Origin of the sequence: Phytobacter sp. SCO41, assembly GCF_003073275.1 — a bacterium.
GTDB lineage: Bacteria > Pseudomonadota > Gammaproteobacteria > Enterobacterales > Enterobacteriaceae > Phytobacter > Phytobacter diazotrophicus.
The window spans coordinates 5,556,832-5,579,369 of sequence record NZ_CP027225.1 but is presented as its reverse complement, the minus strand read 5'-3'; the positions used below and the strand labels follow the sequence as shown (position 1 = coordinate 5,579,369).

21 protein-coding genes are annotated in these 22,538 nt (G+C 51.9%); 5 read left to right on the top strand and 16 right to left on the bottom strand.

Features of this window, described 5'->3' with window-relative positions; genetic code table 11:
* Window positions 1-10: 10 nt before the first annotated feature.
* From glmU to asnC, 14 genes are all read right to left on the bottom strand, one after another.
* On the bottom strand, window positions 11-1,381 hold the full coding sequence (gene glmU, locus C5523_RS27090) for a bifunctional UDP-N-acetylglucosamine diphosphorylase/glucosamine-1-phosphate N-acetyltransferase GlmU (protein WP_108702266.1): 1,371 nt from the start codon (window positions 1,379-1,381) through the stop codon (window positions 11-13).
* A 331-nt stretch (window positions 1,382-1,712) separates the two neighbouring features.
* Window positions 1,713-2,132 (bottom strand): F0F1 ATP synthase subunit epsilon, encoded by a 420-nt coding sequence (locus C5523_RS27085; RefSeq protein WP_039080007.1) that lies wholly within the window; start codon window positions 2,130-2,132, stop codon window positions 1,713-1,715.
* A 20-nt stretch (window positions 2,133-2,152) separates the two neighbouring features.
* Entirely contained in the window at window positions 2,153-3,535 is a 1,383-nt protein-coding gene (atpD, locus tag C5523_RS27080; RefSeq protein WP_039080006.1) for a F0F1 ATP synthase subunit beta, read from the bottom strand.
* Window positions 3,536-3,566: 31 nt separating this feature from the next.
* Window positions 3,567-4,430: a F0F1 ATP synthase subunit gamma gene (gene atpG, locus C5523_RS27075; protein WP_039080005.1), complete on the bottom strand. Its 864-nt coding sequence runs from the start codon at window positions 4,428-4,430 to the stop codon at window positions 3,567-3,569.
* Window positions 4,431-4,480: 50 nt separating this feature from the next.
* Window positions 4,481-6,022 (bottom strand): F0F1 ATP synthase subunit alpha, encoded by a 1,542-nt coding sequence (atpA, locus tag C5523_RS27070; RefSeq protein WP_039080004.1) that lies wholly within the window; start codon window positions 6,020-6,022, stop codon window positions 4,481-4,483.
* Window positions 6,023-6,034: 12 nt separating this feature from the next.
* A complete protein-coding gene (gene atpH, locus C5523_RS27065) occupies window positions 6,035-6,568 on the bottom strand; it encodes a F0F1 ATP synthase subunit delta (RefSeq protein ID WP_039080003.1) in 534 nt (177 codons plus the stop codon).
* Between the two features lie 14 nt (window positions 6,569-6,582).
* A complete protein-coding gene (atpF, locus tag C5523_RS27060; protein WP_007369369.1) occupies window positions 6,583-7,053 on the bottom strand; it encodes a F0F1 ATP synthase subunit B in 471 nt (156 codons plus the stop codon).
* 59 nt (window positions 7,054-7,112) lie between these two features.
* Entirely contained in the window at window positions 7,113-7,352 is a 240-nt protein-coding gene (gene atpE / locus C5523_RS27055; RefSeq protein ID WP_004393045.1) for a F0F1 ATP synthase subunit C, read from the bottom strand.
* Between the two features lie 48 nt (window positions 7,353-7,400).
* Window positions 7,401-8,219 carry a F0F1 ATP synthase subunit A gene (atpB, locus tag C5523_RS27050; protein WP_039080002.1) on the bottom strand — a complete coding sequence of 273 codons (819 nt, stop codon included), beginning with the start codon at window positions 8,217-8,219 and terminating at the stop codon, window positions 7,401-7,403.
* Between the two features lie 8 nt (window positions 8,220-8,227).
* A complete protein-coding gene (gene atpI, locus C5523_RS27045) occupies window positions 8,228-8,608 on the bottom strand; it encodes a F0F1 ATP synthase subunit I (protein WP_108702265.1) in 381 nt (126 codons plus the stop codon).
* 614 nt (window positions 8,609-9,222) lie between these two features.
* The gene (gene rsmG / locus C5523_RS27040; protein ID WP_108702264.1) at window positions 9,223-9,846 is read right to left on the bottom strand and encodes a 16S rRNA (guanine(527)-N(7))-methyltransferase RsmG; all 624 of its coding nucleotides are present in this window, start codon (window positions 9,844-9,846) and stop codon (window positions 9,223-9,225) included.
* Window positions 9,847-9,958: 112 nt separating this feature from the next.
* Window positions 9,959-11,848: a tRNA uridine-5-carboxymethylaminomethyl(34) synthesis enzyme MnmG gene (gene mnmG, locus C5523_RS27035; RefSeq protein ID WP_039079999.1), complete on the bottom strand. Its 1,890-nt coding sequence runs from the start codon at window positions 11,846-11,848 to the stop codon at window positions 9,959-9,961.
* A gap of 373 nt (window positions 11,849-12,221) precedes the next feature.
* Window positions 12,222-12,671 (bottom strand): FMN-binding protein MioC, encoded by a 450-nt coding sequence (gene mioC, locus C5523_RS27030; protein WP_039079998.1) that lies wholly within the window; start codon window positions 12,669-12,671, stop codon window positions 12,222-12,224.
* A gap of 99 nt (window positions 12,672-12,770) precedes the next feature.
* Entirely contained in the window at window positions 12,771-13,229 is a 459-nt protein-coding gene (asnC, locus tag C5523_RS27025; protein WP_039079997.1) for a transcriptional regulator AsnC, read from the bottom strand.
* A 150-nt stretch (window positions 13,230-13,379) separates the two neighbouring features.
* Here asnC and asnA point away from each other — a divergent pair, with 150 nt between their 5' ends.
* Window positions 13,380-14,372, top strand: coding sequence for an aspartate--ammonia ligase (asnA, locus tag C5523_RS27020; protein WP_108702263.1), 993 nt, complete (start codon window positions 13,380-13,382; stop codon window positions 14,370-14,372).
* On the opposite strand, the gene viaA is transcribed toward asnA, so the two are convergent.
* Both viaA and ravA read right to left on the bottom strand, forming a co-directional pair.
* Entirely contained in the window at window positions 14,373-15,824 is a 1,452-nt protein-coding gene (viaA, locus tag C5523_RS27015) for an ATPase RavA stimulator ViaA (protein WP_108702262.1), read from the bottom strand. It abuts the gene before it with no gap.
* Window positions 15,818-17,314 carry an ATPase RavA gene (gene ravA / locus C5523_RS27010; RefSeq protein ID WP_108702261.1) on the bottom strand — a complete coding sequence of 499 codons (1,497 nt, stop codon included), beginning with the start codon at window positions 17,312-17,314 and terminating at the stop codon, window positions 15,818-15,820. The genes viaA and ravA overlap by 7 nt, the downstream gene beginning before the upstream one ends.
* A 222-nt stretch (window positions 17,315-17,536) precedes the next feature.
* Here ravA and kup point away from each other — a divergent pair, with 222 nt between their 5' ends.
* The 4 genes from kup (at window position 17,537) to rbsC (ending at window position 22,512) form a co-directional block, all read left to right on the top strand.
* Complete coding sequence (gene kup, locus C5523_RS27005; RefSeq protein ID WP_039079993.1) at window positions 17,537-19,405, top strand: low affinity potassium transporter Kup; 1,869 nt, start codon at window positions 17,537-17,539, stop codon at window positions 19,403-19,405.
* Between the two features lie 203 nt (window positions 19,406-19,608).
* On the top strand, window positions 19,609-20,028 hold the full coding sequence (rbsD, locus tag C5523_RS27000) for a D-ribose pyranase (RefSeq protein WP_039079992.1): 420 nt from the start codon (window positions 19,609-19,611) through the stop codon (window positions 20,026-20,028).
* 7 nt (window positions 20,029-20,035) lie between these two features.
* Entirely contained in the window at window positions 20,036-21,541 is a 1,506-nt protein-coding gene (rbsA, locus tag C5523_RS26995) for a ribose ABC transporter ATP-binding protein RbsA (RefSeq protein WP_039079991.1), read from the top strand.
* A 5-nt stretch (window positions 21,542-21,546) separates the two neighbouring features.
* Window positions 21,547-22,512, top strand: coding sequence for a ribose ABC transporter permease (rbsC, locus tag C5523_RS26990; protein ID WP_039079990.1), 966 nt, complete (start codon window positions 21,547-21,549; stop codon window positions 22,510-22,512).
* Window positions 22,513-22,538 lie beyond the last annotated feature (26 nt).

Sequence of the window (22,538 nt, the reverse complement as noted above, 5' to 3'; positions counted from 1 at the left end):
GGCATGAAAATTACTTTTTCTTCACCGGGCGCTGCCAGCCTTTTTTATGGACCTGCGGCACACGGGTTAAGACCAGTTCGTTATCGGCGACATTGCGGGTAACCGTCGTACCTGCCGCAATGGTTGCCCCTTTACCCACGCTCACCGGCGCCACCAGTTGGGTATCGGATCCAACAAACACATCATCACCAATAATGGTCTTGTGTTTATTGGCGCCATCGTAGTTGCAGGTTATGGTTCCCGCGCCGATATTGACGTTGTCGCCAATTTCCGCGTCGCCAAGGTAAGTCAGATGACCCGCTTTCGAGCCTTTGCCCAGACGCGCTTTTTTCATCTCAACGAAGTTGCCTACGTGCGCGCCTTCCTGCAACTCAGCCCCCGGACGCAGGCGGGCAAACGGGCCAATCGTACAGGCGGCTTCAAGCGTGGCATCTTCCAGCACGCTATAAGGACTGATTTCACAGTCATCGCCAATGACGCTATTTTTGATGACACAGCCTGCGCCAATTTTCACGCGGTTGCCGAGTTTGACGTCACCTTCAATAATCACGTTAGCATCAATCTCAACATCCCGCCCATGCGTCAGCGTTCCACGCAGATCGAAGCGGGCCGGGTCGCGCAGCATCACGCCTGAGAGAAGTAATTTTTCAGCCTGTTCAGTTTGATATACACGTTCGAGGCGGGAGAGCTGGAGGCGGTTGTTCACGCCTTCCACTTCGCTCAGGCGCTGCGGATGGACGGCTGCGATTTCATGGCCTTCCTGATAAGCAAGAGCAATAATATCGGTGATGTAATATTCACCCTGCGCATTATTATTGGTGAGCTGACTCAGCCAGCGTTTCATATCGCCGCCGTTAGCTATCAAAATACCGGTGTTGATTTCCTGAATCTGGCGCTGCTGCTCAGTCGCATCTTTATGTTCAACAATGCCGGTTACTTTACCGTTCTCACGCGTGATACGGCCGTATCCACTTGGATCATCTAGCTTCACGGTGAGCAGACCAATGCCACCCTGCGGCTTCGCTTCACGCAGACGGGTAAGGGTATCGATCGATATCAGCGGCACATCGCCATACAGCATCAGGATATCTTCGTCGTCGGCGAAGAATGGCGCAGCCTGCTGCATTGCATGCCCGGTGCCCAGTTGTTCAGCCTGTAACACCCAGTTAAGTTTTTCGTCAGGCAGCGTTTGTTTTAACAGATCGCCGCCGTGCCCATAGACAAGGTGTACATGATCGGCGCCTAGATTATTCGCCACATCAATGACATGCTGAACCATCGCTTTCCCTGCAAGGGTATGCAGCACTTTCGGAAGATCGGAATACATGCGTGTGCCTTTGCCAGCGGCAAGGATCACCACACTCATTTTCGTGTTCAACATACGCGTCCTGACTTTAATTTGAGTGGAAGTTTTACTGTTTCACCTTGAAAATTCTACATTTTTTTCAACGCAAAATGGCAAGAAAGTAAAATGCACAACCTGCCTTACCAGATCGTAATTTAGGGCATTTTTTTGGCTTTTACATGGTACTTTATATTCAAAAATGGTGCTTCCTGCATGGGTATCGTGAGCAGGACAATGTTTTTGCTATTTTTTTTAGCCATGAATAAAGTCCTGAGCAAAACATTCATGTATCCAATAAAAGTACAGAATTTGCCCATAAAAAAAGCCAGCCTGATAATCAGACTGGCTTTTTGACTTTAAGCCGGTGTTACATCGCTTTTTTGGTCAACTCGATAACGCGCAGTTTCGCAATAGCTTTCGCCAGTTCGGCAGACGCCTGAGCGTAATCCACGTCGCCGTGCGAGCTCTTAATGTGCTCTTCGGCTTTACGTTTCGATTCCAGCGCTCGTGCTTCGTCGAGATCCTGGCCACGAATAGCGGTATCAGCCAGTACGGTCACGTTGCCAGGCTGCACTTCAAGAATGCCGCCGGACAGATAGATAAACTCTTCATGACCGTGCTGTTTCACGATGCGGATCATACCAGGCTTAATGGCGGTGAGCAGCGGCGCGTGACCAGGGTAAATCCCCAGCTCACCTTCGCTACCCGTTACCTGGATTTTCTCGACCAGACCAGAGAACATTTGTTGCTCTGCACTGACGACGTCCAGGTGGTAAGTCATTGCCATATCACCCTCCGATTAAGGCGTTAAAGTTTTTTGGCTTTTTCCACGGCTTCGTCAATGGAACCGACCATGTAGAACGCCTGCTCCGGCAGGTGATCGTATTCGCCTTCCATGATGCCTTTAAAGCCACGGATGGTGTCTTTCAGGGAGACGTATTTGCCCGGAGAACCGGTAAATACTTCTGCCACGAAGAACGGCTGGGACAGGAAGCGCTGGATCTTACGCGCACGTGCTACCACCAGTTTGTCTTCTTCTGACAGCTCATCCATACCCAGGATGGCGATGATGTCTTTCAGTTCCTGGTAACGCTGCAGGATAGACTGTACGCCACGCGCAGTGTCGTAGTGCTCCTGACCAACAACCAGAGGATCCAGCTGACGGCTGGTGGAGTCCAGCGGGTCAACGGCCGGGTAAATACCCAGAGACGCGATCTGACGGCTCAGTACCACGGTTGCATCTAAGTGAGCAAAGGTGGTGGCTGGTGACGGGTCAGTCAAGTCATCCGCAGGTACGTATACCGCCTGTACGGAGGTGATAGAACCGGTTTTGGTGGAGGTGATACGTTCTTGCAGAACACCCATCTCTTCCGCCAGAGTCGGCTGATAACCTACCGCTGAAGGCATACGACCCAGCAGTGCAGATACTTCTGTACCGGCCAGGGTGTAACGATAGATGTTATCGACGAACAACAGTACGTCACGACCTTCGTCACGGAATTTCTCTGCCATGGTCAGACCGGTCAGTGCAACGCGCAGACGGTTTCCCGGCGGCTCGTTCATCTGGCCATACACCAGGGATACTTTGTCGATAACGTTGGAGTCGGTCATTTCGTGGTAGAAGTCGTTACCCTCACGAGTACGTTCACCTACGCCCGCAAATACGGAGTAACCGGAGTGCTCGATCGCGATGTTACGGATCAGCTCCATCATGTTTACGGTTTTACCTACACCCGCACCACCGAACAGACCTACTTTACCGCCCTTAGCGAACGGACACATCAGGTCGATTACTTTGATACCGGTTTCCAGCAGTTCCTGAGAGTTTGACAACTCTTCGTAGGAAGGTGCTGCGCGGTGGATCGCCCAACGCTCTTCTTCACCGATGTCGCCTTTCATGTCTACTGGTTCGCCCAGTACGTTCATGATACGACCCAGTGTTGCTTTACCTACCGGGACTTCGATCGGGTGAGCCAGGTCTGTTACTTCCAGACCACGACGCAGACCATCAGAAGAACCCATTGCGATGGTACGTACAACGCCACCGCCGAGCTGCTGCTGAACTTCCAGCACCAGACGCTCTTCACCATTCTTTACCTCAAGTGCATCGTACACTCGTGGTACGGCATCCTGAGGGAACTCGACGTCCACCACGGCGCCGATTACCTGGATAATTTTTCCAGTAGCCATCTTGAATCCTCTACGAAATTCGTAAACCTGGTTAAACCGCGGCGGCCCCCGAGACGATCTCGGTGAGTTCCTGAGTAATGCTGGCCTGACGAGCTTTGTTGTAAACCAACTGCAGCTCTTTAATCAGGCTGCCGCCATTATCGGTCGCGGCTTTCATCGCCACCATACGTGCGGCCTGCTCGCTGGCCAGGTTTTCAACAACACCCTGATAAACCTGAGATTCCACATAACGACGCAGGAGAGTATCCAGCAGCGCCTTCGGATCAGGTTCATACAGATAATCCCAGGATTTACGCTTCAACTCTTCATCTTCTTCTGCCGGTAATGGCAGCAGTTGAGTGATGGTTGGAACCTGAGACATGGTGTTGATAAATTTGTTGCTGACAATATAAAGCTTGTCCAGACGACCTTCGTCGTAGGCCTGCAACATCACTTTAACCGAGCCGATCAGTTCGGACAGAGATGGGTTATCACCCATACCGGTCACCTGGGCGACAACGTTGCCACCAACGGAATTAAAGAAAGACACGCCTTTCGAGCCGATCATCGCGAGGTCGCTCTGAACGCCTTTATCGGACCATGCTTTCATATCCGCCAGTACTTTCTTGAACAGGTTAATGTTCAAGCCGCCACACAGACCACGGTCGGTCGACACCACCAGGTAGCCCACGCGCTTAACGTCGCGTTCTTCCAGGTAAGGGTGCTTATATTCCAGATTACCGTTCGCAAGGTGACCAATCACTTTGCGCATGGTATCTGCATAAGGACGGCTGGCCGCCATGCGATCCTGCGATTTACGCATTTTGGAAGCGGCGACCATTTCCATCGCTTTAGTGATCTTTTGCGTGTTCTGGACGCTTGCGATCTTACTACGTATCTCTTTTGCGCCGGCCATGAGCTTCTCCTCAATGCCTTGCGGCCTGCCCTAAGGCAGGCCACCAGACGTTACCAGGACTGGGTTGCTTTGAAGGAATCGAGGATGCCTTTCAGCTTGCCTTCGATTTCGTCGTTATAGCCACCGGACTGGTTGATCTCTTGCATCAACGGAGCGTGGTCACGGTCAACGTAAGCCAGCAGAGCGGCTTCGAAGCTACCGATTTTCGCCAGCTCTACATCCGCCAGATAACCACGTTCTGCTGCGAACAGAACCAGAGACTGCTGCGCAACGGACATCGGCGCATACTGTTTCTGTTTCAGCAGCTCGGTCACTTTCTGACCGTGGTCAAGCTGTTTACGGGTTGCATCGTCAAGGTCAGATGCAAACTGGGAGAACGCTGCCAGTTCACGATACTGCGCCAGCGCGGTACGGATACCACCGGACAGTTTCTTCATGATCTTGGTTTGCGCTGCGCCACCAACACGGGATACAGAGATACCCGGGTTAACCGCAGGACGAATACCGGCGTTAAACAGGTTGGTTTCCAGGAAGATCTGACCATCGGTAATCGAAATTACGTTGGTCGGAACGAACGCGGAAACGTCACCCGCCTGCGTTTCGATAATCGGCAGAGCGGTCAGAGAGCCGGTTTTCCCAGTCACTTCACCTTTGGTGAAGGCTTCAACGTATTCGGCGTTAACACGCGCAGCACGCTCCAGCAGACGAGAGTGGAGGTAGAATACGTCGCCCGGGAATGCTTCACGTCCTGGCGGACGACGGAGCAGCAGGGAAATCTGACGGTAAGCAACGGCCTGTTTAGACAGGTCATCATAAATGATCAGCGCATCTTCACCGCGGTCACGGAAGTATTCGCCCATTGCGCAGCCTGCATACGGAGCCAGGTATTGCAGTGCGGCAGATTCAGATGCGGTTGCAACCACAACGATGGTGTTAGCCAGCGCGCCGTGTTCTTCCAGTTTACGTACCACGTTAGAAATGGTGGACGCTTTCTGGCCGATGGCCACGTAGACGCACTTGATGCCGGAATCACGCTGGTTGATGATGGCGTCGATGGCCAGAGCGGTTTTACCGGTCTGACGGTCACCGATGATCAATTCACGCTGACCACGACCGATTGGGATCATGGCGTCAACGGATTTATAACCAGTCTGTACCGGCTGATCGACGGATTGACGTTCGATAACGCCCGGTGCGATAGCTTCAACAGCAGAGAAGCCGTCGTGCTCCAGCGGACCTTTACCATCAATCGGCGCACCCAGAGTGTTCACAACGCGGCCCAGCAGACCACGACCAACCGGAACTTCCAGGATACGACCCGTACATTTAACCTTCATGCCTTCGGCGAGGTCAGCATACGGACCCATCACAACTGCACCCACGGAGTCGCGCTCCAGGTTCAGTGCGATAGCGTAACGGTTACCCGGCAGGGAAATCATCTCACCCTGCATACAATCGGCCAGGCCGTGAATGCGGATAACACCGTCACTTACAGAAACAATAGTACCTTCGTTGTGAGCTTCACTCACAACACTGAACTGAGCAATGCGCTGCTTGATCAGTTCGCTGATTTCGGTGGAATTCAGTTGCATGCTCCAGTCCCCTTAAGACTGCAAGACGTCTGCGAGGCGTTCAAGACGGCCGCGTACGCTACCATCAATGACCATATCACCCGCACGGATGATAACACCTGCCATTACAGACTTATCGATTTTGCAATTCAGCTTAACTTTGCGTGACAGACGTTTTTCCATCGCGGCGCTGATTTTCGAAAGCTGTTCTTCACTCAGTGCGGTCGCAGAGGTCACTTCGACTTCTGCGATAGCCTCGCTGGCTGCACGCAATTGAACAAACTGCTCAAGAACATCAGGAAGCACTTTAAGACGACCATTTTCAGCCATCACCCGAATCAGGTTCTGACCGTTGTCGTCAAGTTGCTCCCCACAGACTGCGATAAACGACTCGGCAAGCGTTTCCGGCGCAATAGCACCGGAGAGAAGCTCTGCCATATGTTCGTTTTTCGTCACCTCGGCCGCGAACGCCAGCATATCCTGCCAGCGATCAACACCCTGGTGTTCGACAGCAAAGTCAAAAGCTGCTTTGGCGTAGGGGCGAGCTACCGTTACAAATTCAGACATCGGCCCCTCCCTCCTTACAGTTCAGCGACCAGTTTATTCACGATGTCGCTGTTAGCAGCTTCATCCACGGAACGCTCGATGATCTTCTCGGCGCCGGCAACAGCCAGCAGAGCCACTTGTTTACGCAGCTCTTCGCGAGCACGTTTACGCTCGGCGTCAATTTCCGCCTGAGCCTGCGCCACGATTTTGTTACGTTCCTGCTCGGCTTCTGCTTTCGCTTCGTCCAGGATCTGAGCGCGGCGTTTGTTCGCCTGCTCAATGATGACCTGAGCTTCTGCTTTCGCTTTTTTCAGCTGGTCGGTCGCATTGGCCTGTGCAAGGTCCAAATCCTTCTTAGCTCGTTCCGCAGAAGCCAAACCGTCAGCGATTTCTTTCTGACGTTTTTCAATGGCTGCCATTAATGGCGGCCATACATACTTCATGCAGAACAGAACGAACAGGACAAACGCGATGGCCTGGCCGAGGATTGTTGCGTTTAGATTCACAGCACAATGCCTCTTATCTGGTTAACGTTCTAAATACTTGCTGTAAAAAGCAACCCTTACTACGCGACAGCAAACATCACGTACAGACCCAGACCTACAGCGATCATCGGGATTGCGTCCACCAGACCCATAACGATAAAGAACTGAGTACGCAGAAGAGGAATCAGATCAGGTTGACGCGCTGCGCCTTCCAGGAATTTACCCCCGAGGATGCCGATACCGATCGCAGCACCGATTGCCGCCAGACCCATCATAATAGCGGCAGCCATGTACAGCAGATCCATATTCAGGTTTTCCATGACAGTCTCCAGATTGTTTCAGTTAAAACGTAGTAGTGTTGTTAAAAATCAATGCTCTTCAGACGCCATCGACAGATAGACGATCGTCAGAACCATGAAAATGAAGGCTTGCAGCGTAATAATCAGGATGTGGAAAATGGCCCATGGCACATTCAGGATCCACTGTGACCACCACGGCAACAGACCAGCAATCAGAATGAAAATCAACTCACCGGCATACATGTTGCCGAACAGTCGCAGACCGAGAGAAACCGGTTTGGACAGCAGGCTAACACCTTCCAGGATAAGGTTGACCGGGATAAACACCGGGTGGTTGAACGGCTGGAGTGTCAGCTCTTTAGCAAAACCACCCAGGCCTTTCATTTTGATGCTGTAGAACAGAATCAGGATAAATACGCCCAACGCCATCGACAGGGTGATGTTCACGTCCGCAGACGGCACCACGCGCAGCGCAGGCAGACCCAGTACATGCTCAGCAATGTACGGCAGCAGGTCGATAGGCAGCAAATCCATCAGGTTCATCAGGAATACCCAGACGAAAATCGTCAGGGCCAGTGGCGCGATAAGCTTGCTTTTGCCGTGGTACATGTCTTTCACGCTACCGTGGACAAAACCAATAACCAGCTCAATCGCGGTCTGGAATTTCCCCGGGACGCCGCTGGTGGCCTTTTTGGCTACGCTACGGAACATCACCAGGAACAACAGACCCAGAACCACCGAGAAAAACATGGAGTCAATGTTGAGAGTCCAGAAGGTGGCCGGGGGGTTATGCGGATCCACCAGCGAAAGCGTACGAAGGTCAATCTGAAGGTTATTCAGATGGTGGCCTATGTACTCTTGCGGTGTTGAGATTTCTCCTGCAGACATGATGCCTCTTACCCTTTGTTGTTAATTACAGCGGGTGCCAGTATCTGAACAACCAGCACCGAAACCCACGTGACTATCAGCGGTAAAAACACCGCCTTTAAAACTGCCAGCGCCACCACCAGCAACACGAATGTTGCTAACACCTTGAACACTTCGCCGAAGGCGAAGGACCTGGCCACTCGGCCTCTGGCTGGTGTATGCGCCTGATGACGCCAGGCAAAAATCATAAACAACATATTCGGCAGAAAGACTGCCATACCGCCGCACACGGCGGAAGTGCCCCAGAAGGGGTCTTTGAGGCTAAACAGCAATCCGCTTGCTATTACCGCCAGAAATTGAATAAGCAGAAGCCTGCGAGCAACATTTCGACCCAAGAGCGACACAGACATCACTTTTAACTCCTGCTCACTTCGAGGTAGGCCGCGTGTCGTATAAAACGTTCTTTAAGGCCCGGAGTCAAGCATCAAAAAGCGGTCAAATTATACGGTGCGGCCTCGTGATTTCAAACAATAAGTAGCGAAAAGGTGAATAAATGTTTAAATAATTTTCCCGAGGGCTATTTTTCAACTTTTAGCGAAACTGTGAACCATCAGACACAATGTTGAATAACGCGAAATACCTGTTGCTAAAGCGTGCACCAGATCACAAATTAAACATTTATGCGCTCGCCAAAATATTGCCATCAGGAATTTGCGCCTTTTCATCTTTTTGATATTACAGATGATTACTGACAACTCTTTTTAAAACAGCTCGGTATACAATAAAAACCTTTCATTGACATTTATAATAATTATTTAACATTCATCAATACGTGCGAATGTCGATTTTTAGCAGACTGATATTTTCGCTGTTGACTATTTTCATGGTTAAGCAAAATTACGGCGTTAAAACTTAGAAAAAACGAAGTGAAATATGCGTTAAATGTAACCGAACGTATCACTGTTTTTTACGCCGTTTTTTAACATTCAGAAAACAGCACGAATTCTACATTTTTTGATAAAAATTAAATTTTGTTTGCCTTAATGACCACGAGATGTCGGTCACCCTCAAGGTGAGGCACGTCTAATTTGACGATAGATTCTACTGAAAACTGAGCAGGCAGCGTGTCAATTTCATCATTTGGAATCAACCCTTTAAGGGCATAGAACTTGCCTTGTGTTCCAGGCAGATGCTGACACCAGTTCACCATGTCATTCAATGATGCGAATGCCCGGCTGATGACGCCATCAAAAGGCGGCTCGGCCGGAAAATCTTCGACGCGGCTCTGTACGGGAGTGACGTTCGGCAAATGAAGCTCATGCTGAACCTGGCGCAGAAAACGGACGCGTTTACCCAGGCTATCCAGCAGGGTGAAGTGTGCATCAGGAAGAACAATAGATAACGGGATTCCCGGCAGGCCTGGCCCCGTTCCTACATCGATAAACCGCTCCCCCAGCAAGTGCGGCGCAACCACGATGCTATCGAGGATATGGCGAATCAGCATCTCGTTCGGGTCACGTACGGAAGTCAGGTTGTAGGCTTTGTTCCATTTGTTGAGCATTTCGACATAGGCTACCAGCTGGTTTTTCTGGTGATCGGTGAGCGAAATACCTGCTTCATCGAGCAGACGAGAAAGTTTATTGAGCACGGTGATTACCTGTCTGAAAAATATACCCGGTGGCGTTAACGCTTACCGGGCTTTAAATCTGTTGTGCTGACAGACAACGCACTCTCTGTCAGCACATGTTGCGTGAAGAGTATCAGGCGCTACGGCGCAGCATACCCTGTTTTTTCAACCAGACCAGCAGAATGGAGATCGCGGCAGGTGTGATCCCGGAAATACGCGATGCCTGTCCGATGGAGGCCGGTTTGTGATCGTTTAGTTTCGCGATCACTTCATTCGACAGGCCGCTGACCTGACGGTAATCCAGCGATGCAGGTAACAGCGTATTCTCGTTACGCTGCTGTTTTTCAATTTCATCCTGCTGACGCGCGATATAACCCTCGTACTTCACCTGAATCTCAACCTGCTCAGCCGCCTGTTCGTCGCTCAGACCTGGAACGAACGGTGCCAGTTGTACCAGTTGGTCGTAAGTCATTTCCGGGCGACGCAACAGATCTTCACCGCTGGCTTCACGAGACAGCGGTGCCGTCAGGTTTTTATTCACTTCCGGCGCAGCTTCCGAGGTTGGGTTCACCCAGATAGATTTCAGACGCTGACGTTCACGTTCGATATTTTCGAGTTTCTCGTTGTAGCGCGCCCAGCGTTCGTCGTCCACGAGACCAAGCTCACGGCCAATTTCGGTCAGACGCAGATCGGCGTTATCTTCACGCAGCATCAGGCGATATTCGGCACGGGAGGTGAACATGCGGTACGGTTCTTTGGTACCCAGAGTGCAAAGATCGTCGACCAGTACGCCCAGATAAGCCTGAGAACGTGCCGGCGCCCAGCCCTCTTTCTCGGCAGAGAAGCGTGCTGCATTCAGACCAGCCAACAGCCCCTGGGCCGCTGCCTCTTCGTAGCCAGTGGTGCCGTTGATTTGGCCGGCAAAGAACAGTCCATGGATATATTTACTCTCCAGGGTCGGTTTCAGGTCACGCGGGTCGAAGAAATCGTACTCAATGGCATAGCCAGGGCGAACGATTTTGGCGTTTTCCATCCCCTCCATCGAGCGGACGATTTTCATCTGTACATCGAACGGCAGGCTGGTGGAGATACCGTTCGGGTAAATTTCGTTAGAGGTCAGCCCTTCCGGCTCCAGGAAGATCTGGTGCTGGTTACGATCGGCAAAGCGCATCACTTTGTCTTCGATCGACGGGCAGTAGCGTGGCCCGATCCCTTCGATCACGCCAGCATACATCGGGCTGCGATCGAGGTTATTGCGAATAACCTCATGGGTTTTCTCGTTGGTGTGGGTGATGTAGCACGGCACCTGACGCGGGTGTTGCGCGGCATTGCCCATAAACGAGAAGACCGGCATCGGATTATCGCCGTGCTGCTGCGCCAGGACGCTAAAATCAATGGTACGAGCGTCAATGCGCGGCGGCGTACCGGTTTTCAGGCGGCTTACGCGCAGCGGTAGTTCACGCAGACGACGAGAAAGGGGAATGGACGGCGGATCGCCTGCACGGCCACCGCTGTAGTTATCCAGCCCGATGTGAATCTTGCCGTCAAGGAATGTCCCGACGGTCAAAACGACCGCTTTAGCGCGGAATTTCAGGCCCATCTGGGTGACTGCACCCACCACTCGATCGTTTTCCACAATCAGATCTTCTACCGCCTGCTGGAAGATCATCAAATTTGGCTGGTTTTCCAGCGCGGTACGCACAGCCTGACGGTAAAGTACGCGATCTGCCTGTGCACGGGTCGCACGAACTGCCGGGCCTTTACTGCCGTTTAGTATCCTAAACTGGATACCCGCCTGATCGATCGCTTTTGCCATCAGACCGCCGAGTGCATCCACTTCTTTTACCAGGTGTCCTTTCCCAATACCGCCAATGGCCGGGTTGCAACTCATTTGCCCCAGCGTGTCGATATTGTGTGTCAAAAGCAGAGTCTGTTGACCCATACGCGCTGCGGCCATCGCGGCCTCAGTGCCTGCATGACCCCCGCCAATGATGATGACGTCAAAAGGATCCGGATAAAACATGGTGTATTGCCTCGCGTAAAGCGGTTAGAAAGTGGATTGATGCCTGGGCCGTGGATTCTACTCAACTTTAGCTCAGTGAGAAAGCATCAGGATCCCGGGTATTAAAAAGAAGATCTTTATATAGAGAGATCTGTTTTACTATGATCTCTTATTAGGATCGCCTTGTCTTGTGGATAACCCGGATCCTGATATGAAGATCATGATGTTAGCCTGGATCATTAGCTGTGAATGATCGGTGATCCTGGTCAGTATAAGCTGGGATCAGAATGGGTAGTTATACACAACTCAAAAACTAAGCGACGGTTATACTTTGGATAACTACCGGTTGATCAACGCTTTTAAGCATAGTTATCCACACTCGATCGCGCGATCTTTAATCGATATTGAGTAAATTAATCCAGGATCCGAGCCAAATTTCAGCCGGATCTTCAGGAATGTCATGATCAAGGATGTTGATCTTCGCTGTTTCACCTAGCTGTTTTGCCCCACAGGCTTTCAATGAAACCTCGAGTTTTTCAATCGCACCGCAAAAGGTGTCATATTCGCGGCTACCGATACCAATCGCGCCAAAGCGTACGGCAGAAAGGTCAGGTTTTTGTTCATTAAGATCGTCATAAAACGGCTGGATGTTATCCGGCAGATCGCCTGCGCCATGGGTAGAACTTACCACCAGCCAGGTTCCTGACTGCGGCAGATCTTCCAGTAACGGGCCGTGCAGGGTTTCGGTTGTAAAGCCTGCTTCTTCCAGTTTTTCCGCCAGGTGTTCCGCTACATATTCTGCGCCACCCAGAGTACTGCCACTAATAAGTGTAATATCTGCCATCAGGTCCACTCCGGTTATGAGCTGCGTATTGTACGCTGTGAATGGGCTGGGATCTACCTGTGGACAATATGGGTATTAACGGTGGGGTAAAACGCCCTGTTACGGGCGGATCGTACGCATGATGGGGTTTTGCAAAGAGATCAGCGTTTCAGTGGACTGGATTTCATCAATTGTTTGGATCTTGTTGATAAGCACCTGTTGCAGAGCATCGATCGAGCGGCACATGACTTTAATAAAAATGCTGTAGTGGCCGGTGGTGTAGTAGGCTTCTGTCACCTCTTCCAGGCTTTCCAGGCGCGCCAGCGCGGAGGGGTAGTCTTTTGCGCTTTTAAGGATAATGCCGATAAAGCAGCAGACGTCATAACCTAATTGTTTGGGGCTGACGTCAATTCGCGCGCCGGTAATAATCCCCGCCTGCTTCATTTTCTCTACGCGAACGTGAATTGTCCCCGGGCTTACACCGAATTGCTTGGCAAGCTCAGCGTAAGCAGTACGCGCATTCGCCATTAAGGCGTCAAGGATGCCTCGGTCCAGATTGTCGATCTGATAATTTTCCATAGGTTTTTCTTATGATGAATAAACATTCTTCCTATTTTAGCGGCTCATTTTAACGAATCAAAACCCTCTCCGGCTTTTTTGTTGTTGATTATTGAATAAAGGCGAGATTTTGTTGCTTAATCGTTTGCAACAGAACAAAGGAGTTAAAAAATGAAATCCGCTTACATCAGCAAACAACGTCAGATCGTATTCGTGAAGTCGCATTTTTCCCGCCAGCTTGAAGAAAAACTGGGGCTAATTGAAGTTCAGGCACCGATTCTAAGCCGTGTAGGAGATGGGACTCAGGATAACCTGTCGGGCTGTGAAAAAGCGGTACAGGTAAAAGTCAAAAACCTGCCGGATGCGCAATTTGAAGTTGTCCACTCGCTGGCCAAATGGAAACGTCAGACGCTGGGACAACATGATTTCAGCGCTGGCGAAGGGCTGTACACGCACATGAAAGCCCTGCGTCCGGATGAAGACCGCCTCTCCCCAATCCATTCTGTTTATGTTGATCAATGGGACTGGGAACGCGTACTGGGTGATGGCGAACGCCACACCGGCACGCTGAGATCGACGGTTGAAGCCATCTATGCCGGAATCAAAGCAACCGAAGCGGCAGTGAGCAAAGAGTTTGGCCTGACGCCCTTCCTGCCAGCGCAGATCCACTTTGTGCACAGCGAAGAGCTACTGAGCCGTTATCCGGGGCTGGACGCAAAAGGGCGTGAACGCGCAATAGCCAAAGATCTGGGCGCAGTCTTTCTGATGGGGATTGGCGGGAAACTCAGCGATGGTCAGCGACACGATGTCCGTGCACCGGATTACGACGACTGGAGTACGCCCGGTGAGACAGGTTTGCACGGCCTGAACGGTGATATCCTGGTATGGAACCCGGTACTGGAAGATGCGATTGAACTCTCTTCTATGGGGATCCGCGTAGATGCTGATGCACTGAAACGTCAGCTTAACATCACGGGTGATGAAGATCGTCTGCGTCTCGACTGGCACCAGGCGTTGTTGCGCGGTGAGATGCCGCAAACGATCGGTGGTGGTATTGGCCAGTCTCGTTTGACGATGCTGCTACTGCAACTGCCGCACATCGGCCAGGTTCAGTGTGGCGTATGGCCAGCACAGGTTCGCGAGAGCGTCGACGCATTGCTGTAATTAGCGGCGCCAGCGCCTGAGCAGACGGCTTCTCATCCCGGTATCAAAGCGCCAGATATGATCGAAGATGCGCATGATGCCGGGTTTTCCGTGTGCTGACATCGCAACGGCGTGAAAACGGTGCTGGTGTACAGCCTGTAGTTCCTTGACCTTGCCTATTACATCGTCCGGCAGGCGCTGGGCGATAAAGTCAGAGATAACCACCGCGTCGGCGTCATACCACTCTCCGCCCTGCATGCGTTCAATAATGGCGCGAAAACAGCTCGCTAAATCCGTACCGCCGCGAAAACGCTGGCTCAGAAAGCGGATAGCGTGCTCCAGCCCTTGCTGGCAGGTCAGCTCATAACGCACGACCTCGCTGGAAAACAGCATAATAAAGCAGCGTCGTTTGTCTGCCAGCGCCACGCGCATCAGCGCCAGGCAGAAGGCTTTTGCACACTGTTCATTGAACCCGCCCATCGAACCGGATGTGTCCACACACACAATAAACGGCCCGCGCGGCTGTTCATCGAAATCCTGATGAATAACCGGGCGCTCAACTTCTCTTTCCCGCCAGGCATCGCCATGCAGGCGGTAGGTCAGCAGTTGTTTCTCTACCAGCCGACGGTAGAACTCATATTCCAGCTCGGTAATACCCAGCGTCGCCAGTTCCGGCGGCAACAGACGCAGGATATCGTCACTTTGATGCAGCCCGTCAACCTGCTCCGGCACGGTAGAGGGTTCGCGCACCAGCATACGGAAGGTTTCCATGGGGGCATCTTTGCGCGGAACGGATTTTGCCTCACGGGATCGCCCAAGTTGTTCCGCCAGTTGCTTGAGTTCCGGCTGCTCGGTCAGGAAGTCACCGTATTGCACGATAAGTCGATAATCGCCGCGCTTAATTTGCCCGGCGCTCATATCCCATAACCGCCCGGCGGCATTTTCGTTTTCAATCAGTACCGGTTCAAGCTGGCCGCTTAGGGTCATGCGTTCCTGTACTTCACTGAGTAACTGCTCGCGTTCCTCTTCCAGGAGTTGCTGATTAAACGCGGTTGTCTGTACCACCAGACTTAACCGCCAGCGCTGTAAGAAAAGCGTTTGTAACGCCGGGGTAAAGGTCGGGTTGTCCTTCACCATGGTGTTTGCCTGCGCGGCAAACGGCGAGCGAAGCTTATCCAGAAGCGTCAGAATTTGCGGCAACTGAACGACGAACTGTGAAGTGGAAAGCAACTGACTCTGCTGATAGCAGAGCACTTCTTCGGCAAGTTCTGGCGGCACCTGTGTCTCTTTCAGGTGATTTTTCAGCGCTTCGCGCCAGCGGGGGACATCTTCGGTAATGACGTGCTTGAGTTTGGGGAATTTTTCAAAGAAAACAGCCAACTGGGGGGAGGCCAGTAAGGCGACGATAAGCTCTTCAACTATCGTCTCCTCACTGATAGCCAGCAGGGCATTTAGTGCATCCAGCGTCAGCATTGAAGCGCCTGTTGTATCTGCGCGCGCACGTCCTGCAGGCTGGCTTCAATGCGACCCAACCAGTCGCCAGGAATGAACAGGCATTTTTGCTGTTCGCTAAAACGGGTGTGCTGCTGATGCCAGAGCGTGTAGAGCGCTTCCAGTTGCTGCTTTATTTCTTCCGGCACATGGGTTGCCGTTCCACCTGGTAAAGCAAGACGGGAACCCTGCAGGCTGATATCGCGGATCAACAGATGCAAACTGGTGTCGACTTCAAGGTTAAGGATCTGCGCGAAGCCAATGCCGTTAAGTTTGCCACGGATCTCCCCGCCTTTTGCCAGCCACTGGGCCAGCGCGGCGCGTTCGATAGTCACATGAATGACCTGCATGTCATGTAATTTTAACGGTTGCTGGAGCAACAATGTCAGCGTACTGTCTTGCAGATCTTCCGGCAAATCGTAATGCGGACGACGGCTGAACATGCCGCCCTGGCGCGAAACTTTTAGGGCCGTTTTGTCGCTGTGCTGCTGCTGAAGCTGGATGTTGCGCTGCGCAATCGCGCCCAGTTGCGTCAGCATGGATTGCTGCTGCCACGCGTGCCCGGTCATCAATATTTCCAACTGATTTTGCATCAGACGCATGCTTTCAGCGTCATGCCACAGGCAGTCTTTCAGCAAGATCAAATCCACAGGGGCCACAGCATCGCGTCCGCTGAAAAAGGCGCTGGCCTGAAGCAGACGAATGGCCTTTTTCCAGCGACGGTCAGAGACATAAGGCGCAGTAGGTAAGTTATCAAGCTGCTGGCGTAGCATGAAAATCAGCTCAAAAACGGCGTCGGGTAGCTTCACCTGCACGATTTCCTGCTGCCAGCGCGCATAATCCTCATCGCTGATTTGCAGATCAGCAGGCACCGGATTATCGCTTTCATCCTGCTGGCTGATGAGCATCGAGCGGAAGTTACTCTTATCCTGCACTTTATCGAGCCACAGGCGAATCAGCATGCGGTCATAGAGTGCTTCGAGGCTGCTGTCAGCCTCGGGCAGTTCGTTAGATGCCGCCACCAGCAAACGCATGGGGATTTTCTCTTCCAGCGCGCCGTTGCGAAAGCGACGTTCGTTAATGGCGGTTAATAGCGTATTCAGGATCGCCGGGCCGGCTTTCCAGATTTCGTCCAGAAACACAATCTCCGCTTCCGGCAGATAGCCATGTGTTAAACGTTCATAACGCCCTTCATCTTTCAGCGCCTGAATAGAAAGAGGACCAAACACCTCTTCGGGTGTGGAGAAGCGGGTCATCAGATATTCAAAAGCGCGGGCATTTTTAAAGGCGAATTTCAGGCGGCGGGCGATCAGGCTTTTGGCGATACCCGGCGGGCCGAGCAGAAAGACGCTTTCACCACTTAACGCGGCCAGCAGGCACAGGCGAATAGCGTGGCTACGCTCAAAAAGACCTTTTTCCAGCGCGCTACTTAAGCGGGAAATTCTTTCTGCTAATAAATGTGAGTGAGCCATAATTGATTTGCATCCTTTCGCCGCGATTCCGGCTTGCAACTGCGAGTATAGACGTTTCGATAAAGGCTTGTAATAGACTGAACAACGGCATCATTTTCTTTGCGCCAGGTTAATACGGTCGCAATTAGGGGGTACGATTTCATAAATAATCGTGCATACTGTGCGCTTTTTGTGGGCCAAGGGACTAAGCACACATTTGTCATTCAAACAAAAGATTAGTCTATGAGCACTGATAATAAGCAATCGTTGCCCGCGATAACACTCGCGGCTATTGGGGTTGTCTACGGTGATATCGGCACCAGCCCGCTTTATACACTTCGTGAATGTTTGTCAGGTCAATTTGGTTTTGGGGTTGAACGCGACGCCGTCTTCGGCTTTTTGTCGCTCATCTTCTGGCTGCTGATACTGGTCGTCTCGGTTAAATACCTAACTTTTGTCATGCGTGCAGATAACGCGGGTGAAGGTGGGATCTTAACGCTGATGTCGCTGGCAGGACGCAATACCTCCGCCAGAATGACCTCCGTGCTTGTTATCATGGGGCTTATTGGCGGCAGTTTCTTCTATGGTGAAGTGGTCATTACTCCCGCCATCTCAGTGATGTCGGCTATAGAAGGGCTCGAAATCGTTGCACCATCGCTGGATACGTGGATTGTTCCGTTGTCCATTTTGGTGCTCACGCTGCTGTTTATGATCCAAAAGCACGGCACAGGGCTGGTGGGCAAACTCTTTGCTCCCATCATGCTGGCCTGGTTTTTGATTCTGGCGGTGCTGGGTGCGCGCGGTATTATCAGCAACCCTGAAGTGCTGCAGGCGCTTAACCCGGCCTGGGCGGTCAATTTCTTCCTTCAATACAAAGCCGTCTCGTTTGTTGCGCTGGGCGCGGTGGTACTTTCTATCACCGGGGTAGAGGCGTTGTATGCGGATATGGGCCATTTCGGTAAGCTGCCCATTCGCCTTGCGTGGTTTATCGTGGTATTGCCATCACTGGCGCTGAATTACTTTGGTCAGGGGGCGTTGCTGCTGAAAACCCCGGAAGCGATCAAAAACCCGTTCTTCCTGCTGGCTCCAGAATGGGCTCTGATTCCGATGTTGATCATCGCAACGCTGGCGACGGTCATTGCGTCTCAGGCGGTTATCTCGGGCGTGTTCTCTCTGACACGCCAGGCAGTGCGCCTGGGTTATCTCTCGCCAATGCGCATTATCCATACGTCGGAGATGGAATCCGGGCAGATCTACATTCCCTTTATTAACTGGCTGCTCTACTTCGCGGTTGTTATCGTGATCGTGAGTTTTGAACACTCCAGTAACCTGGCGGCGGCTTATGGTATTGCGGTGACCGGTACAATGGTGCTGACATCGATTCTTTCTATGACCGTGGCGCGCAAGAACTGGCACTGGAACAAAATGGTTGTCGGTCTGTTGCTTACCATGTTCCTGTGTATAGATGTGCCGCTTTTCTCGGCTAACCTCGATAAGTTGCTGTCCGGTGGCTGGTTACCGTTGAGTCTGGGTCTGGTCATGTTCATCGTGATGACCACATGGAAGAGCGAGCGTTTCCGCCTGCTGCGGCGTATGCATGAGCACGGCAACTCACTGGAAGCGATGATTGCCTCGCTGGAAAAATCGCCGCCGGTGCGAGTTCCGGGTACGGCGGTATATATGTCCCGCGCGCTGAATGTGATTCCGTTTGCTATGTTGCATAACCTGAAACATAACAAAGTACTGCATGAACGTGTGATCCTGCTGACGCTACGTACAGAAGATGCGCCCTATGTGCACAATGTGCGTCGTGTGCAGATTGAGCAACTCTCGCCGACGTTCTGGCGTGTGGTAGCCAGCTATGGCTGGCGTGAAACGCCAAATGTGGAAGAGGTGTTCCACCGCTGCGGTCTGGAAGGGCTCAGTTGCCGCATGATGGAGACATCCTTCTTTATGTCGCATGAGTCGCTGATTGTGGGTAAACGGCCCTGGTATCTACGGCTGCGTGGCAAGTTATACCTCCTGTTGCAACGCAATGCGCTGCGTGCGCCGGACCAGTTTGAAATCCCACCCAACCGGGTTATCGAACTCGGTACGCAGGTTGAAATTTAACGCCTTTTAAAACCCCTCTTCGAGAGGGGTTTTTGCTATTTATCTCCCGCAATTTTATTTAAGTAAGATAACTTGTGTTTTCTTTCTGCAACGCGCGCGAAACGTTTCGATTTCGATCACAATTCTGTAATGCCATGGTGGTTTTCTGAACATTCTCAGGTCTAAACTGAGATCAGCGAAACGTTTCGCTAATGGAGCATAAAATGAAAAAAGGTACTGTTCTCAACGCTGAAATCTCGTCGGTCATCTCCCGTCTTGGGCATACCGATACGCTGGTGGTTTGTGATGCAGGCTTGCCTGTGCCGAAAAGCACCGCGCGTATTGATATGGCATTAACCCAGGGGGTTCCATCCTTTATGCAGGTACTGGAGGTGGTCACCGCCGAGATGCAGGTTGAAGCAGCTATCCTCGCGTCGGAAATCGAACAGCAGAATCCACAGCTCCACGAAACGTTGCTCAATCACATTGAGCAGCTGCAGCAACACCAGGGGAATACCATAGAAGTTCGTTATGTTTCACACGAACAATTTAAAAAACACACCGCGGACAGTCAGGCGGTGATTCGCAGCGGGGAATGTTCCCCGTATGCGAATATCATTCTCTGTGCTGGCGTCACCTTCTGAGGCCATCATGGACGCATTACTGCAACTCAAAGGGATCGATAAAGCGTTCCCGGGCGTGAAAGCCCTGTCTGGCGCCGCGTTAAATGTTTATCCCGGCCGCGTCATGGCGCTGGTCGGCGAAAATGGCGCGGGCAAATCCACGATGATGAAAGTCCTGACCGGCATCTATACCCGTGATGCCGGTTCATTACTATGGCTGGGTAAAGAGACCACCTTTACCGGACCGAAATCCTCGCAAGAAGCCGGCATCGGCATTATTCACCAGGAACTCAACCTGATCCCCCAGCTCACCATTGCCGAAAATATCTTTATCGGCCGTGAATTCGTTAACCGCTTTGGCAAAATCGACTGGAAAAAGATGTATGCCGAAGCTGATAAGCTGCTGCTTAAACTGAATCTCCGTTTTAAAAGCGACAGGCTGGTGGGTGAGCTTTCCATTGGCGATCAACAGATGGTCGAGATTGCGAAGGTCCTGAGTTATGAGTCGCAGGTCATCATTATGGATGAACCGACCGATGCCCTGACCGATACCGAAACTGAATCCCTTTTCCGCGTCATTCGCGAATTGAAAGCGCAAGGGCGCGGGATTGTCTATATCTCTCACCGTATGAAAGAGATCTTCGAGATTTGCGATGATGTGACCGTGTTCCGCGACGGCCAGTTTATCGCCGAGCGTGAAGTTGCAACGCTGACCGAAGATACGCTTATCGAAATGATGGTTGGACGCAAACTGGAAGATCAATACCCGCGCCTCGATAAAGCGCCGGGCGATATCCGTCTGAAAGTAGATAACCTGTGCGGTCCAGGCGTGAACAATGTGAGTTTTACCCTGCGCAAAGGGGAGATTCTGGGCGTGGCGGGCCTGATGGGCGCCGGGCGTACCGAACTTATGAAAGTGCTTTATGGCGCGCTGCCGCGCACCAGCGGAAGCGTCACGCTGGATGGCCATGAAGTTGTTACCCGTTCACCGCAGGATGGCCTGGCGAACGGTATCGTCTACATCTCCGAAGACCGCAAGCGCGATGGTTTAGTGCTGGGTATGTCGGTTAAAGAGAACATGTCGCTGACGGCGCTGGGTTATTTCAGCCGTCCGGGTGGCAATTTAAAACATAAAGAAGAGCAGCAGGCGGTGAGTGACTTCATTCGTCTGTTCAATGTCAAAACGCCATCAATGGAACAGGCTATTGGCCTGCTTTCTGGTGGTAACCAGCAGAAAGTGGCTATCGCACGCGGTTTGATGACGCGCCCGAAAGTGCTGATCCTCGATGAGCCGACCCGCGGCGTTGACGTTGGGGCGAAAAAAGAGATTTATCAGCTTATTAACCAGTTCAAGGCCGACGGCCTGAGTATCATTCTGGTGTCATCGGAGATGCCAGAAGTCTTAGGTATGAGTGATCGCATCATGGTGATGCATGAAGGGCATCTCGGCGGTGAATTCACGCGCGAGCAGGCCACTCAGGAAGTATTGATGGCTGCCGCAGTGGGCAAGCTTAATCGTGTGAATCAGGAGTAAAAAAGATGACTACCCAGGCTGTTTCTGGTCGCCGCTATTTCACCAAAGCGTGGTTGATGGAACAAAAATCGCTGATCGCCTTGTTGGTGCTGATTGCCATTGTGTCGACCATGAGTCCGAACTTTTTTACCGTCAATAACCTGTTGAATATCCTGCAGCAAACCTCTGTGAACGCCATTATGGCGGTTGGCATGACGCTGGTTATTTTAACTTCCGGGATCGATCTGTCCGTCGGTTCTCTGCTGGCGTTGACCGGTGCGGTTGCCGCGTCGCTCGTCGGTATGGAAGTAAATGCGCTGGTAGCTGTCGCCGCCGCTCTGGCGCTGGGGGCTGCTATTGGCGCGGTAACCGGGACTATCGTGGCGAAAGGGCGAGTGCAGGCATTTATCGCAACCCTGGTCATGATGCTCTTACTGCGCGGTGTGACGCTGGTGTACACCAACGGGAGCCCGATCAACACCGGTTTTACGGATAATGCAGATATCTTTGGCTGGTTTGGTATTGGTCGCCCGCTGGGGATCCCGACACCAGTATGGCTCATGGCAATTGTCTTTATCGCCACCTGGTACTTACTGCATCACACCCGTCTGGGACGCTATATCTATGCGCTCGGGGGAAATGAAGCCGCAACACGCTTGTCCGGTATTAGCGTCGATAAAGTCAAAGTGATTGTCTACTCTTTGTGTGGGCTTTTGGCGTCACTGGCGGGCATTATTGAAGTTGCGCGCCTCTCCTCAGGGCAACCGACTGCAGGTACCGGCTATGAGCTGGATGCTATCGCTGCGGTGGTGTTGGGCGGTACCAGTCTTGCAGGCGGTAAAGGGCGCATCGTTGGGACATTGATCGGCGCATTGATTCTCGGCTTCCTGAATAATGGATTGAATTTGTTAAGTGTTTCCTCCTATTACCAGATGATCGTTAAAGCAGTGGTGATTCTGCTGGCGGTCTTGGTAGACAACAAAAAGCAGTAATTACCTACACTACAGGACATCATGAT